The 15,184-nt window shown below is 71.9% G+C and carries 14 protein-coding genes; 12 read left to right on the top strand and 2 right to left on the bottom strand.

The features are described from left to right. The first annotated feature begins 235 nt into the window (after window positions 1-235). The 4 genes from N5I75_RS36200 (at window position 236) to secD (ending at window position 4,769) form a co-directional block, all read left to right on the top strand. Window positions 236-1,189 (top strand): HAMP domain-containing sensor histidine kinase, encoded by a 954-nt coding sequence (locus tag N5I75_RS36200; protein WP_476684401.1) that lies wholly within the window; start codon window positions 236-238, stop codon window positions 1,187-1,189. A 68-nt stretch (window positions 1,190-1,257) separates the two neighbouring features. Continuing rightward, window positions 1,258-1,923, top strand: a complete 666-nt coding sequence (locus N5I75_RS36195; protein WP_476684400.1) for a response regulator transcription factor — start codon at window positions 1,258-1,260, stop codon at window positions 1,921-1,923. A gap of 34 nt (window positions 1,924-1,957) precedes the next feature. Then, complete coding sequence (locus N5I75_RS36190; protein WP_476684398.1) at window positions 1,958-2,368, top strand: hypothetical protein; 411 nt, start codon at window positions 1,958-1,960, stop codon at window positions 2,366-2,368. A 166-nt stretch (window positions 2,369-2,534) separates the two neighbouring features. After that, window positions 2,535-4,769: a protein translocase subunit SecD gene (gene secD / locus N5I75_RS36185; RefSeq protein ID WP_476684906.1), complete on the top strand. Its 2,235-nt coding sequence runs from the start codon at window positions 2,535-2,537 to the stop codon at window positions 4,767-4,769. A gap of 120 nt (window positions 4,770-4,889) precedes the next feature. On the opposite strand, the gene N5I75_RS36180 is transcribed toward secD, so the two are convergent. Further along, window positions 4,890-5,819, bottom strand: coding sequence for an aldo/keto reductase (locus tag N5I75_RS36180; protein WP_476684397.1), 930 nt, complete (start codon window positions 5,817-5,819; stop codon window positions 4,890-4,892). A gap of 167 nt (window positions 5,820-5,986) precedes the next feature. On the opposite strand from N5I75_RS36180, the gene N5I75_RS36175 reads away from it, so the two are divergent. The 6 genes from N5I75_RS36175 (at window position 5,987) to N5I75_RS36150 (ending at window position 12,751) form a co-directional block, all read left to right on the top strand. Further along, entirely contained in the window at window positions 5,987-8,605 is a 2,619-nt protein-coding gene (locus N5I75_RS36175) for a discoidin domain-containing protein (protein ID WP_476684396.1), read from the top strand. A gap of 368 nt (window positions 8,606-8,973) precedes the next feature. Further along, a complete protein-coding gene (locus N5I75_RS36170) occupies window positions 8,974-9,339 on the top strand; it encodes an STAS domain-containing protein (RefSeq protein WP_476684395.1) in 366 nt (121 codons plus the stop codon). 49 nt (window positions 9,340-9,388) lie between these two features. After that, window positions 9,389-9,772, top strand: a complete 384-nt coding sequence (locus tag N5I75_RS36165) for an SRPBCC family protein (protein ID WP_476684394.1) — start codon at window positions 9,389-9,391, stop codon at window positions 9,770-9,772. Between the two features lie 78 nt (window positions 9,773-9,850). Next, on the top strand, window positions 9,851-11,080 hold the full coding sequence (locus N5I75_RS36160) for a metallophosphoesterase (RefSeq protein WP_476684393.1): 1,230 nt from the start codon (window positions 9,851-9,853) through the stop codon (window positions 11,078-11,080). Window positions 11,081-11,234: 154 nt separating this feature from the next. Then, a complete protein-coding gene (locus tag N5I75_RS36155) occupies window positions 11,235-12,152 on the top strand; it encodes a metalloregulator ArsR/SmtB family transcription factor (RefSeq protein ID WP_476684392.1) in 918 nt (305 codons plus the stop codon). Further along, complete coding sequence (locus N5I75_RS36150) at window positions 12,149-12,751, top strand: dihydrofolate reductase family protein (protein ID WP_476684391.1); 603 nt, start codon at window positions 12,149-12,151, stop codon at window positions 12,749-12,751. Before N5I75_RS36155 ends, N5I75_RS36150 begins: the two co-directional genes overlap by 4 nt. Window positions 12,752-12,826: 75 nt before the next feature. On the opposite strand, the gene N5I75_RS36145 is transcribed toward N5I75_RS36150, so the two are convergent. Beyond that, on the bottom strand, window positions 12,827-13,390 hold the full coding sequence (locus tag N5I75_RS36145) for a TetR/AcrR family transcriptional regulator (protein WP_476684390.1): 564 nt from the start codon (window positions 13,388-13,390) through the stop codon (window positions 12,827-12,829). 341 nt (window positions 13,391-13,731) lie between these two features. Here N5I75_RS36145 and N5I75_RS36140 point away from each other — a divergent pair, with 341 nt between their 5' ends. Then, window positions 13,732-14,106, top strand: coding sequence for a hypothetical protein (locus N5I75_RS36140; RefSeq protein ID WP_476684389.1), 375 nt, complete (start codon window positions 13,732-13,734; stop codon window positions 14,104-14,106). Next, window positions 14,096-14,899 (top strand): oxygenase MpaB family protein, encoded by an 804-nt coding sequence (locus tag N5I75_RS36135; protein WP_476684904.1) that lies wholly within the window; start codon window positions 14,096-14,098, stop codon window positions 14,897-14,899. Before N5I75_RS36140 ends, N5I75_RS36135 begins: the two co-directional genes overlap by 11 nt. Window positions 14,900-15,184 lie beyond the last annotated feature (285 nt).

Here is a 15,184-nt window from a genome sequence, read left to right as displayed (position 1 = left end):
GCCGCCGTGCGAAGCCCATCGGGCGCGATACCCATCTGTGGCGGACCTGGGCCCCATCGCGGTCCGGCGGGCCGGAGCCCCGGAAATGGGCATTGGTGCCCATCGACTGCGGCGCGGGGAACGGGCAGCCTGGACAGCGGGCCGGTCAAGACCGATGGACGCAGTGCACGCCCGGGGCGTGCGGTGACCGAGAGTAGAGACAAGGCCGTGTCTCCCTACGAAAGGCGTCACCCCGGTGTCCTTGTTCTGGCGGATCTTCGCGCTCAACGCGGTCGTGCTCGGAAGCGCCACCGCGCTGCTGCTGTGGGCTCCGGTGACCGTCTCCGTGCCGGTGGTGCTGACCGAGGCGGTGATCCTCGTGGGCGGCCTCGCCGTCATGCTGGTCGCCAACGCGGCGTTGCTGCGGATCGGCCTCTCCCCGCTGGACCGGCTCACCCGGCTGATGGCCACCGTCGACCTGCTGCACCCCGGGCAGCGGCTGCCCGAAGGGGGCCGGGGCGAGACCGCCGAGCTGATCCGCACCTTCAACGCCATGCTGGAACGCCTCGAACACGAGCGGGCGTCCAGCAGCGCCCGCGCCCTGTTCGCACAGGAGGCGGAGCGGCGCCGGATCGCCCAGGAACTGCACGACGAGGTGGGCCAGAGCATGACCGCGATCCTCCTCGCGCTCAAGCGGGCCGCCGACGACGCGGACGAACCACTGCGCGGCGAGCTGCGCCAGGCGCAGGAGATCACCCGGGAGAGCCTGGACGAGGTGCGGCGTCTGGTGCGCAGGCTGCGTCCCGGAGTCCTCGACGATCTCGGTCTCGTCAGCGCCCTGACCTCGTTGACCAGCGAGTTCGCCACCCACGTGGGGTTGCGTGCGGTGCGTCGCTTCGAGACCGGCCTGCCGGTCCTCGACGAGCAGACGGAGCTGGTGCTGTACCGCGTCGCGCAGGAGGCCCTGACGAATGCGGCCCGCCACGCCGAGGCGAGCGAGGTCGAGGTGAGTCTGCGGCACACCGGGGACGCGGTGGAACTGGCCGTCGTCGACGACGGCCGCGGCACCGGGGCCGCTCGTGAGGGGGCGGGCATGCGCGGCATGCGGGAGCGGGCCCTGCTGATCGGGGCCGCCCTGGACGTCACCTCACAGCCGCGGGCCGGTACGACGGTCCGGCTGACCGTGCCCCTCGTCAGGAAACAACCGTGACCCCGACCTCGAACCCAGCCGTGACCGCGACCTCGAACTCAGCCGTGACCGCGTCTCAGGAAGCAGCCATGACCACGCCCCACACCTCCGCGATCCGCATCCTCCTCGCCGACGACCACGCGCTGGTGCGTCGTGGGGTGCGGCTCATTCTCGACCAGGAGCCGGACCTCGAGGTCGTCGCCGAGGCCGGGGACGGCGCGGAGGCCGTCGAACTGGCCCGCACCCACGACATCGACCTGGCGGTCATGGACATCGCCATGCCCCGCATGACCGGCCTGCAGGCGACGCGGGAGCTTCTCGCGCTGAAGCCGTCCGTGCGCGTCCTCATGCTGACGATGCACGACAACGAGCAGTACTTCTTCCAGGCGTTGAAGGCCGGCGCCAGCGGCTATGTGCTGAAGTCCGTCGCCGACCGCGACCTGGTGGCGGCCTGCCGGGCGGCCATGCGCGACGAGCCCTTCCTGTACCCCGGAGCGGTCACCGCCCTCATCCGCAACTACCTCGACCGTGTCCGCAACGGCGAGGAACCTCCCGAGCAGGTGCTGACCGCGCGCGAGGAGGAGGTCCTCAAGCTCGTGGCCGAGGGGCACTCCTCCAAGGAGATCGCCGAATTGCTCTTCATCAGCATCAAGACCGTCCACCGGCACCGGGAGAACCTGCTCCACAAGCTCGGCCTGCGGGACCGCCTCGAACTCACCCGTTACGCGATCCGCGTGGGCCTGATCGAAGCCTGACCGCGAGACGGCGAGGAGGGAGAAGGGGGTGAGAGTGGGGGGCTTCGCGCAATCCGCTCGGCGCCCGCGCGGCGCGGGCTCCACCGCCGTGTGGGTCCTCCTGCTGACCGTCCTCGTCACCCTGCTCGGCCCCTCCGCCCCGGGCGACGATCACCCCCGTACATGGGGTGGCGCGGTGCTCGCCGCGGAAGCCGGTGGCGAGCCGGCCGGGCAGACCGCGGACAGCGCGGACCCTGCCGACTCCGCCGCGGCCGTACGCAGCCAGCGGGACGCCACCGGCGAGCGTCACGCTCCGCCGCTTGCCGCCCCGGGCACGTCGCTCGACGCGGCAGCCGGGCCACTTCGCCTCGCGCGGCCCTCGGTCTCGGCGGGAGACCGCCCCGCGTCCATCCCTCGGGCACATCGTCACGGGGTCAGGGCCCCGCCCGCGCTCTCCGGCACATAGAGCGACCTCACCCCCCTTACACCTTCTCGAACTTGTCGACCGCGGTCATGGCCTGGCCGCGGTGTGCCTGCCGGAGGCCTTCGTGACCCGATCCCGCCCTCGATCCCAACCCCGACGTCGATCCCGACCCCGACCTCGACCCCGATCCCAATCGCGGGCCCGGCGCATCAGAGGGCTGATCGCCCTCGTCGCCGTCGCCCTGTCCCTTTACGTCGCGCTCACCGTCCCCGTCCATCTGGGACTCGACCTGCGGGGCGGCACCCAGATCGTCCTTGAGACCCGTCCTGGCTCCGCTGCCGACGACGACAACGACGGCGGCGACGATGGCGATGGCGATGGCGACGCGACGGACCGCACCGTCGAGGTGTTGCGCGGCCGTGTCGACGCGCTCGGTGTCGCCGAGCCCACCATCGCCCGTTCCGGCAGCGACCGGATCGTCGTCGAACTGCCCGGCCTGCAGGATCCCCGCGAGGCGGCCGAGGTGCTCGGGCGCACCGCCCAGCTCTCCTTCCACCGGGTACTGGGCGCCGCTTCCGACGGTGACCGGAACGCGCGCTCCGAGCGGCAGGGCGAACAAGTGATGGCCGACGAGTCCGGTCGGCTCCTGCGACTGCAAGCGGCCTCACTGACCGGCCGGCATGTCGACAAAGCGGCCGCGCGCTTCGACCAGGAGGGCGGTGCCGGATGGCACGTCACCGTCGACTTCGAGGGAGCGGGCAAAGCGGGGTGGGCCCGGCTGACCGGCGAGGCCGCCTGTCACGCGGCCGGGGATCCGGCCCGCCGGGTCGCCATCGCCCTGGACGACAAGATCATCTCTTCGCCGCAGGTCGACCCGTCCGTCGCCTGCCGCTCCGGCATCAGCGGCGGCTCCACCCAGATCACCGGCTCTTTCGACGACCGCGAGGCCAAGGAGCTGGCGCTGCTCATCAACGGCGGCGCGCTGCCGGTGCCGGTCGAGACCGTCGAGCAGCGGACCGTCGGCCCCACTTTGGGCGCCGACGCCATCAAGGCCAGTGCCTGGGCCGCCACCATCGGCACCGCGCTGACCTCGCTGTTCATCATCGCCGTCTACCGGATCATGGGCTTCCTCGCCACAGTGGCCCTGGCCTGCTACGGCCTTGTCTCCTACGCCGCTCTCGCCGCGCTCGGCGCCACCCTCACCCTCCCCGGCCTCGCCGGTTTCGTGCTGGCCATCGGCATGGCGGTCGACGCGAACGTGCTCGTCTTCGAGCGCGCCCGTGAGGAGTACGTCTCCGGTCACCGGCCCACACCACGGTCGGCGCTGACCACCGGGTTCAAGAAGGCGCTGAGCGCGGTCGCCGACTCGAACATCACCACGCTCATCGCCGCGGGCCTGCTGTTCTTCCTCGCCTCCGGGCCCGTACGAGGGTTCGGCGTCACCCTGGGCATCGGCGTCCTGGCCTCCATGCTGAGCGCGCTCGTCATCACCCGCGCCCTTGCCGACCTCGCCGTCGCCCGGCCGGCGCTGCGCCGCCGCCCCCACCTGACGGGCATCGCCCACACGGGCTTCGTCCGCGCCCGGCTCAGCCGGGCGAACCCGGATCTGATGCGCCGTCCGCGCCGCTGGCTGGCCGTCTCCGCCGTCGTCCTCGCGGTGGCCGCCTCCGGTATCGGGGTGCGCGGGCTCGACTGGGGTGTCGAGTTCACCGGTGGCCGCCTCATCGAGTACTCCACCGCCTCCGCGGTCGACCCCGACCGGGTGCGCGAGGCGCTCGCCGACGCCGGATTCCCGCAGGCCGTCGTGCAGACCTCGGGCGAGAACCGTCTCACCGTCCGCACGCAGCAGTTGAGCGATGCCCGAGCCGCGGCCATCACCGACACCGTGTCCGGTCTTGCCGACCGGGCCGACAAGGTGCGTGACGAGGCCATCGGGCCGAGCCTCGGCAAGGAACTGCGCAACGGCGCCCTCATCGCCCTCGCTGTCGCCCTCGGCGCGCAGCTCGTCTACCTCGCGGCCCGCTTCCGCTGGCTCCTCGGGGCCTCGGCGGTCGCCGCCCTCGCCCATGACGCCGTGATCCTCGTCGGTGTCTTCGCCTGGCTCGGCAAGCCGATCGACGGCGTCTTCCTGGCCGCGCTGCTGACCGTCATCGGCTACTCCGTCAACGACTCCGTCGTCGTCTTCGACCGGATCAGGGAGCTGGCCCGGCGCGACCGGAAGGCGCCCTTCGCCCGCACCGCCGACCAAGCGCTGCTGCAGACTGTGCCCCGCACGGTCAACACCGGCATGGGCGCCGCGTTCATCCTCACCACGTTGGCGGTCCTCGGCGGCGACACGCTGACCGACTTCGCGCTCGCCCTGCTCATCGGTCTGGCGGTGGGCACGTACTCGTCGATGTTCACGGCCACACCGCTGGCGATCGAGCTGCATCGGCGCGGCTGAGCGGCGCCGTCCGGCGCCTCGTCACGGAGTTGTTCGTGACGGGGCGCCGGACAGCTGTCGCTTCCGAGGGGGCCGGACCGGTCCGGCCCCCTCACTCCCCGGAGGCCGGGACGGTCCGCATCAAGGCAGCACGTGCCCGGCCGCCGTGAAGAGGCGGTACCACTCCTCCCGGGTGAGCGGGAGGTCCGAGCCCGCGGCGGACTCGGCGACCCGGCCCGGGTTGGTGGTGCCGAGCACCACCTGCATGTTCGCCGGGTGCCGGGTGATCCACGCGACGGCGATGCCGGTCGGCGTCACCCCGTACTTCTCGGCCAACTCGTCCAGGGCGTCGTTCAGTTCCGCGTAGTTCTCGCGGTCCCCGATGAAGACCCCGTCGAAGAAGCCCTTCTGGAACGGCGACCAGGCCTGCAACGTGATCCCGTTCACGCGCGCGTGGTCGAGCAGACCGTTGTCGCGGTCCACCGACTGGTCGAGGCCGGCCATGTTCGCGGCGATCCCCGAGGCGATCATCGGGCAGTGGGTGATGCTCAGCTGCACCTGGTTGGCGACAAGGGGCCTGCGGACCGCCGTCTTGAGCACTTCGATCTGTCCCGGCGTGTGGTTGGAGACGCCGAAGTTCACCACCTTGCCCGCCGCGTGCAGTTCGTCGAACGCGGCGGCCACCTCCTCCGGCTCGACGAGCGTGTCGGGGCGGTGCAGCAGGAGTACGTCGAGGTAGTCGGTGCGCAGAGCCGCGAGCGACTCCTCGACCGTGCCGACGATGTGCTCCTTGGAGAAGTCGAAGAAGCCGGTCCTGATGCCGACCTTGCTCTGGATCACGATGGACTCGCGCTCCGCGCCGGTCAGCTTCACGGCCTGGCCGAAGCGCTCCTCGCACGCGTGGCGCGCCGGGCCGTAGATGTCGGCGTGGTCGAACGTGTTGATCCCGGCCTCCCGGGCGCTGTGGTACAGCCCGCGGACGGCCTCGTCGTCGAGTTCGGCGATGCGCATCAGGCCCAGGACGACGTTCGAGGCCCGCAGTTCGGTCTGGGGGAAGGAGATCGTTTTCACGCTGCCATCCTGACGAACGGGGCGGGGCGGCGCCAGTGGCGTCGGCCGGGAATGCCCCGGCCGCGAAAACAACCGACAGGTACGGGAAATCCCTTTACACTCCTCCGCCCTATTGGCATGGTCATGCCCTCATCTGCGCACCTTTCGCGCACCACTGGGGGAACATCATGCTGACCCGTCTGCTCAAGCCCTTCCCGCACGGCCGGCTCAGATCCACCGGTTTCCGACCCACCGGCCCCAGATCCACCGGTCTCCGATTCACCGGCCTCAGATCCACCGGTTTCCGATCCACCAGCCTCATCGCCCTCGCGCTCGCCGCCGTCATCGCCGCCCTGCTCCCGCTGACGGGCGGCGGTTCGGCCACCGCGGCGAACGCCCCGGGCCCCGGCGGCGCTCCCGACCCACGCCATCCGATGGCGGCGCCGCACGAGCCGGTCGTGCCCGCCGACGCCATGGAGCCCACCGCCCCCGTACTTCCGCGGGACGGCTGGACCGTGGCCGCGAGCGACGAGGAGACCGCGTCCGAGAACGGGCGCGCCGTCAACGTCCTCGACGGCAGCACCGCCACCATCTGGCACAGCAAGTGGAGCGGCACCGCCGCCCCCTTGCCTCACACCATCACGGTCGACATGCACCGTACGGCTGTCGTATCCGCCCTCGTCTACCAGCCGCGCACCAACAGCCCCAACGGCAGGGTCGGTTCCTACGCCATCCATCTGAGCGCCGACGGTACGAACTGGGGCTCCGCCGTCGCCTCCGGCACCCTCGGCGACGACGCCACCGCCAAGACCCTGAGCTTCGCCGCGCAAGGCGCCCGCTATGTGCGGCTCACCGCGACGAGCGAGGCCGGCAACCGCGGCCCCTGGACGTCGGCGGCCGAGCTCAACCTCCTCGGCGACCCCGGCTCCCCCGCCTCCGTCGTCGACCTGGCGCGCACGGGCTGGACCGCGACGGCGAGCGACCAGGAGACGAACTCCTCGACGGACGTCGCCGCCAACGTCCTGGACGGCGACCCGAACACCATCTGGCACAGCCGCTACTCCGGCACCGCCCAGCCCCTGCCGCACAGCATCACCCTCGACATGAAGAGCGCCCGCGACGTCTCGGCCCTCACCTACCAGCCGCGCAGGTCGGGCGCGAACGGCCGCGTCGGCGCCTACACCGTCACGACCAGCACCGACGGCACCACCTTCGGGGCACCCGTCGCGAGCGGCACCTGGAAGGACGACGACACCGTCAAGGGCGCCACCTTCACCCGCACCGTCAGCGCCCGGTACGTACGCCTGACGGCCACGACCGAGGCGGGCGGGCGCGGGCAGTGGTCCTCGGCGGCGGAGATCCGCCTCAGCGGCCCGGCGAACCCGGCGACGGCCGGCTCCTGGGGCCGCGTCACCGGTTTCCCGCTGGTCCCCGTGGCCACGGCGCTCCTGCCCAACAACAAGCTGCTCGCCTGGTCCGCGTACGGGGTCGACCGTTTCGGAGGGAGCAACGGCTACACGCAGACCGCGATCATGGATCTCGGCACCGGAGCCGTCACCCAGCGGCGCGTCGACAACACCAGGCACGACATGTTCTGCCCCGGCATCGCGGTCCTCAAGGACGGCCGGGTCCTCGTCACCGGCGGCAGCAACGCCGAGCGCGCCAGCATCTACGATCCGGCGACCGATGCCTGGTCGGCCACCACCGACATGAACATCGCCCGCGGCTATCAAGCCATGACGCTGCTCTCCAACGGCGACGCGTTCGTCCTCGGCGGCTCCTGGAGCGGCGGTCAGGGCGGCAAGGACGGCGAGGTGTGGTCGCCGTCCACCGGCACCTGGCGCAAGCTGCCCGGCGTACCGGTGACCACCACCATGACCGCCGACCCCGCCGGCCCCTACCGCGCCGACAACCACCAATGGCTGCACGCGACATCGAACGGCCGCGTCCTCCAGCTCGGACCGAGCAAGCAGATGAACTGGATCTCCACTGAAGGGAACGGTTCCGTCACTGCCGCCGGGACGCGTGCCGACAGCGCCGACGCCATGAACGGCAACGCCGTCGCGTACGACATCGGCAAACTCCTCACCCTGGGCGGCGCGACCGCGTACGAGAACACGACGGCGACCCGGCGCGCCTACACGGTCGATCTCACCGGGGGCGGCCAGCCGCGTGCCGCGCGCACCGGTGACATGGACTTCGCCCGCTCCTTCGGCAACAGCGTGGTCATGCCGGACGGCAAGGTCGCGGTGTTCGGCGGCCAGTCCTACCCGGTCCCCTTCAGCGACGCGACCTCGTCCCTGACCCCGGAGATCTGGGACCCGGCGACCGGGCAGTTCACCCGCATGGCGAGCATGGCGGTGCCGCGCAACTACCACAGCGTGGCCAACCTCCTGCCCGACGGGCGCATCTTCTCCGGGGGCGGCGGTCTGTGCGGCGACTGCGCCACCAATCACGCCGACGGCGCCGTCTTCACCCCGCCCTACCTGCTCAACCCCGACGGCACCGAGCGCACCCGCCCGGCCATCACCGGCACAGTGCCCGCCCGCGTCGCCCACGGCGCGACCGTCCCCGTGACCACGGACTCGGCGGTCACCTCGTTCGCCCTGGTCCGCGCGGGCGCGGCCACCCACTCCACCGACAACGACCAACGCCGCGTCCCCCTCACCTTCACCCGCGACAGCGCGACGTCCTACACCCTCTCCATCCCCACCGACCCCGGCATCGCCCTCCCGGGCAGCTACCTCCTGTTCGCCCTCGACGCGTCCGGGGTGCCGAGCAAGGGGCGTATGGTGAGCGTGGGCTGATCGAGCGTTGCGATGGCTGCCTCGCGGCTGGGTGGATCTAGCAATGACCCACCCGGGCGCGTGGTGGGAGATACCCGCAAACCCCGCGGGGGTACGTAGCCCTGCCGAACGGGGTGGCGGGCGGCTTCCGGAGTTCGCCTGGGAAGCCGCCCGCCCCGGGGCACGAGCGGGGCCGGCGACGGGGGATGCACCGGCCCGCTCACCCTCCGGGTGCCCCCGCCCCGGCGTCGTACACCTTCGGCACCGAACAGGAAGTCGCACACCTACTCCACCGAACAGGAACACGGGCCGAACGGCCCTGCCGATCAACGGAATCGGGGCCTGATGTCCCTGCAAGGACGGTGCCTTCACAGGGTTGGCTGGGACCCATGACGCTCACCCACGCCGGCACCGCCTCCGTCCTCACCGAGCACTCCGTCGGCGACACCCACGTGGTCGCCCTGCACGGGGAGATCGACGTGGCGGCGGTACCCCGGATCACGGCTCACCTCGATGTGCTGACCACGGCCCCTCTCGCCGATGTCGTGGTGGACCTCCGCGAGGTGACCTTCGTCGACTGCGCGGGCCTCGGCGCCCTGTGCCGGGCGCGGACCCGGACGGCCGCCGGCGGCGGACGGCTGCGCCTGGTGACGGACGAGGAGCGCACGTTGCGCGTGCTACGTATGACCGACCTGAGCGCGCGGTTCGAGATCGCCGCGGCCCTGCCGTGGGAAGTGGCCACGAGTACGGCTTGACCACGGCGCACAAGTGGCGCCCACGGTGCCGCACGTCCACGCTGGCCGAGTGAGACTGACTCTACGCGCGCGTGGCGCGGCAGACGCGGACACGGCGTGGCGGCGCTACCTGCACCCCGCACTCTGGCCGACCTGGGCGCCGCAGATCCGTTCCGTGGAGACCGGCGAGACCCTGCGAGCCGGAATGCGAGGACGCCTGCGCCCGGCGGTGGGACCGGCCGTCGCCTTCGTCATCACGTCCGTCGATCCCGCCGCCCGTTCATGGAGCTGGCGTGTGCGGGTGGGACCGGTGCGCATGCGGCTGTGGCACGAGGTACGGCCGTACGGCGCCTCGGGGGCGGCGACGCGGCTGCGGGTCGAGGGCGCCCTTCCCGTCGTCCTGGCCTACGCGCCTCTGGCCCTGATCGCGCTGCGCCGCCTCGTACGCCCCTGAACGCCCCGCGCCCTCATCCGGCTGGAGGACGACCGGATACAGTGCGCGCGAGACCGCGGTTGCTCCAGGAGGGGAAGCGTGACCGACACGAGCGAGACCCAGCCGGCAGACTCCGCAGGCAGCGCGGAGCACGAGACGCGGCAGAGCGGACTGCGCCGGCTGATGCGCTACCTGCCCCTCATCGCCCCGGTCCTGCTCTGGAGCGTTCCTTGTGGGGTTCTGCTGTACGGGGGTCAGGACTGGCCGGTGCCCGTCACCCTGGCCGGCACCGCGGTGTTCGTCCTCGGGCTGGTCACCATGCCGCTCGCGATGGTGCGCGGCCACGGCCGGCGGCAGCAGGACGGCGCGGCGATCGTCGGGGACACACTGCTTGGCGCGAGCTGGGTGCTGTTCACCTGGTCCGTCATCCTCGGCGTCCTGCTGCGCCTCGCTCTGGTCGCGGCCGGTGTCGGCGAGGGCCAGGACCGCGCCCGCATCGTCACATGGGCGGTCCTCGGCACAGCCGCCGCGCTGCTCATCTGGGGGTACGCCGAGGCGCGCCGGGTGCCGCGGGTGCGCAGCCTCGACGTACAACTGCCGCGCCTGGGTGCCGGGTTGGACGGCACCCGCGTCGTCCTCATCACCGACACCCATTACGGCCCGCTCGACCGGGCCCGGTGGTCGGCACGGGTGTGCGAGACGGTGAACTCCCTGGAGGCCGACCTGGTCTGCCACACCGGCGACATCGCGGACGGCACGGCCGAACGCCGTCGCGCCCAGGCCACCCCGCTCGGCACCGTACGAGCCTCCCGCGCCCGGGTCTACGTCACCGGCAACCACGAGTACTACAGCGAGGCGCAGGGCTGGGTCGACCTCATGGACCGGCTCGGCTGGGAGCCGCTGCGCAACCGCCACCTGCTGCTCGAACGCGGTGGCGACACCCTCGTGGTCGCCGGCGTGGACGACGTCACCGCCGAGGCCTCCGGCGTGGCCGGCCACGGCGCCGACCTCGCCGAAGCCCTGCACGGCGCCGACCCCGGCCTGCCGGTGCTGCTCCTGGCCCACCAGCCCAAGTTCGTCGACCGGGCGGCCGCCGACGGCGTCGACCTGCAGCTCTCGGGGCACACGCACGGCGGCCAGATCTGGCCCTTCCACCACCTGGTCCGCCTGGACCAGCCCGCCCTCGCGGGACTCAGCCGCCACGGCGCCCGCACCTTGCTCTACACCAGCCGCGGCACCGGTTTCTGGGGGCCGCCCTTCCGCGTCTTCGCCCCGAGCGAGATCACTCTGCTGGTGCTCCGCGCCCCGCAAGCGCCGCCCGTGCCGTAGCGCTCGGCCGCTTCGGTCACTTCGGTCACTTCGGTCACTTCGGCCACTTCGCCCAGTCCAGCCTGCTCGGCACTTCCGCGTGCTCGGCGGCTTGGTGTTGCCTGTTCGCTCATATTCCTTGACAGGAATATTCTTCTCGGCGAATACTGGAGCCATGGACGCACTCCTCTCCGCGCTGGCCGACCCGGCCCGCTGGCGGCTCGTGACCCTCCTGGCCGAGCGACCCCGCCCGGTCGGCGTCCTCGCCGAGCTCGCGGAGGCGCGTCAGCCGCAGACCACCAAGCACCTGCAGACCCTTGAGCGGGCCGGTGTGGTCACCTCGCAGCGGACCGGCCAGCGCCGCATCTACGCCCTGCGCCCCGACCCCCTGCGGGACCTGGCGGCCGCGCTGAGCCTGCTCGCCGACCGCGCGGACCGCGAGGACGGGCCACGAGCGACCTACGACCGGTACGGACTCGCCCTGCAAGCGGAGCGGCTCGCGGCGCAGGATCCGGGCTGGGCCGACGGCCGTTCGTTCCGGTTCCGGCGACCGCTCGCCGTACGCCCCGAGTCGCTGTGGCGCCATCTGACCGACCCCGCGCTGCTGGCCGCCTGGTGGACGCCGGACGACCTCCGCGTCTCCGAGCTGGTCTTCGAGGCGCACCCGGGCGGGCGGATCGTCCAGGAGTACCGGGATGCCGAGGACGCCCACGGCGCGGAGCCGGTCGCCGGGCGCGCGGAAGGCGTCGTCGACGGGGCCCGCCCCGCCGAGCACCTCGCGTACCGGCTCACACCGCAACTGCCGGACGGCAGCCCCGCGTTCACCGCCCACGTCGACCTGGACCTGACACCGAGCGACAGCGGAACGGAGCTCGACGTCCACTACCGGGTCACGGACAGCACCATCGACTCGGCCGACTTCATCGCGGGCATCGAGATCGGCTTCGGCCAGAGCCTCGACAAACTCGCCGCCGCCTGCACGCGCAGAGAAGACAGCTCCCCCACAGAAGACGGCATGCACACAGAAGACAACGACAACGGCAAGCACGACCTCAGCGACAGCAGCATCACCGACCCAAGGAGCACGTCATGACTCAGCAGTCCGGCGGCCGTCGCGTCGTCACGAACATCGCCCTGTCCCTCGACGGCCACTACGCCAAGCCCGACGACCCGCTGGACATGAGCTGGGTGATGCCGTACGCCGTCACCGATGTCGCCCGCGACCACCTGACCCACCTCTGGGAGTCCGCGTCGACCGCCGTGCTCGGGCGGGTCAACGCCGAGGGCTTTCTCGGGTTCTGGCCCACGGTCATCGGCACGGAGGGCGCCGATCCGCGCGACGAGGGCTTCGCCAAGTGGCTCGTCGAGAGCGACAAGGTCGTCCTCTCCTCCACTCTGCGCGAAGCACCCTGGGAGCGGACGACGCTCGCCGACGGACCGACCGCCGAGGTGGTCGCGGAGCTCAGGACGACCGAGGGCGAGGACATCCTCGTCCTGTCCAGCGCAAGTGTCATCAAAGCGCTGCTCGCCGCCGACCAGGTCGACAGACTGGCGCTCACGGTCTTCCCGGTCATGCTCGGCGGCGGCCCCCGGCTCTTCGACGACGGCCTGCCTCCGGGACAGTGGACGCTCGTCAGCCAGAGTGCCGGCGAGCACGGCACCCTGGCCCTCGTCTACGACCGGGTCCGCTGACCCGAGCACCGGCCGCTGGGACACAGCGGGCTCCTCACCGGGCTCCGTGACCCGCTGTCCGCCACGACCCTGGGCTCATTCCGGCGCCGTACGGATGTAGTTCAGCGTCAGTTGCGTCAGCTCGGCCAGGAAGCGGTCCCGTGGAATGGGCGGGCGGTCCAGGAGGTAGCGGACCGTCAGGTGCTCGACCGTGCGGACCAGCATCCATGCGGCCTCGTGCAGGGGGACGTCCGGGCGGAGTTCCTCGCGGCGGGTGGTGAGATAGGCGAGGACCAGTTCGCCGATGCGGTCCTCGAAGACGCGCAGGGCCCGGCCGTCGTCGAGGCGGGGACCGTGCTCGACAGCGGCGCGGAGGAACGGTGGCTCCACGTCGAGGCCGTCGAGCAGCGTGGCGAGGGTGGCGCGGACGAGGACGGGCGCGGGCTGCTCGAACTGGCCCGTCATCCGGGCCGTGATCCCGGCGACCAACTGGTCGCTGTAGCGCTCGAGCACGGCGGAGACGATCGCGTCCTTGTGCGGGAAGTACTGGTACAGCGAGCCGGGGCTGAGACCGGCCGCCGTCGCTATGCGGCTGGTCGACGCGCCCTCGTAACCGTGCTCCGCGAGGACCTGCTCACCGGCCTCCAGGATACGCCGCACCGTCTCCCGCGACCGTTCCTGGCGCGGCGTCCTGCGCGGGCCGACGCGAGTACGGGGCGCGCGGCCGGGGCCCGGTGAGGGGGTTGACCTGGGCATCAGAAGGCGAGTTGAACGCGAATATGAGAGGCCGTCAGCATCGACACATGGTCGCACACGAGCACCTGTCGCGAGAGCCCTCGACCGAGCCGAACCTGACGCGGACACCCCCGCCGTCCCCATCCTCCCGAGCCTCAGAGCCCTCCGCACCCTCCTGCACCTACCCCCGGCGCTTCCGTGAGACCGAACATCGCAACCGGCGCGTGGGGCGGCCGTTGCGACTCTTGCGCGTCAGCCGGGGGCGCGTGGACGACCGGCTCCTCGCCACGATCGGCGAGCGGCTGACCGCGCGCGACGAGACGGCCGCGGCCCTGGCCCGCGCCATGCGCCCCGCCGGCCCCGCGCAGCCCGGCCGGGTCACGATGGGGCAGTTCCGGCGCGCGCTCGCCGACGGCGTCGACACCGTGCCGGACGCGCCCACGGCGTTGCGGGACTTCTTCGCCGCGGTCGACCCGGTGCCGGACTGGGTGGACTTCGACCTGATCGAGGAGGGCGGACGGGTGGCGCGCAGGTTCGGTCGCAGCGCCGCCGACGTGCTGTTGCAGCTCGCGCTGATCGGCTCGTACCGGTTCGACGGGCCGCCGCGGCTGCTGGTCGAGACGGGGTGGGCTGCTCGGTGACTCCGCCCTGCGCAGGATCGCCGAGACGCAGAAGTGGGCGACAGCGGTCACGGCCCCGGGCGCCCTGCGCCGCGCGGGCGAGGGCTTCCGCCTGACGGTGCAGGTCCGCCTCATGCACGCCTTGGTCAACCACGCGTACGAGCACGATGGCCGCTGGGACACCGCGCGCTGGGGCCTGCCGGTCAACCGGTCCGATCTCGCCTCCACCCTCGGCCTGTTCAACGCGGTCCAGCTGTTCGGGGTCCGGCTCCTCGGCGTGCGCGTCAGCCGCGCGGAGTCCCGTGCCTTCATGCACCTGTGGAAGTACGTCGGCCATCTCATGGGCGTGGACGCGGACTGGCTCTGCGACCGGGAGTCGGAGCAACACCGCCTCAACTACCACCTGTTGCTCACCCAGAGCTACGGAGGCCCGGCCGGTCCGCCGCTGGCCGGCGCGCTCGTGGAGGCCCAGCGCCACTTGCACTTCCGGCACTTCTCCCGCGTACGCCACGCCTACGCGCGCGCCCGCCTGCTGAGCATGCTGCGCTACTTCCTCGGCCGCCAGGGCATGCGCGACCTGCACCTGCCGCCCGCGCTCCCCTGGGCCGTACCGCCCGTCATAGCCGCCAACGTCCTGCGCCACCAGTTGCTGGGCCGCACCGAAAGGGGCCGCGCCCACCTCGAGCGCCGCGGGGACCGCTTCATCGAGCAGCATCTGCGACGCCACTTCCACGACCGGACACCGGACATCGCGGCGCTCGACGGACCGGCGCCCACCGGGCCGGGCGGATCACCGGGCGGTGAAAATGGGTGAGCGCCCGGGGGCCCGGCGTGAGACCGTGCGGTTCGCGGTCGGCAGCGGGCAGGAGGACATGTGGGGCTTGATTACGGCTACGACATCTACTTGCGTCCTCACAATGTCGCCAGGGCGCTGAACAACCTGGCCGCGCTGGCGGCGCCGGGGCGCGGTGTGCCGCCGCTCGAGGTGGCGCTGCCCGGCGGGGAACGGGTCGTGCTGCCGTTCACGTCCAGGTTCGAGAGCGATCCGGTCGACTGCTCGGCAGGCGGCACGTTCGGGCTCGAGATGCCCCTGATGTTC

Source organism: Streptomyces sp. R818, assembly GCF_056172735.1.
Note: the sequence above shows the minus strand (reverse complement) of the source record. Positions and strands in the feature narration are given on the sequence as shown.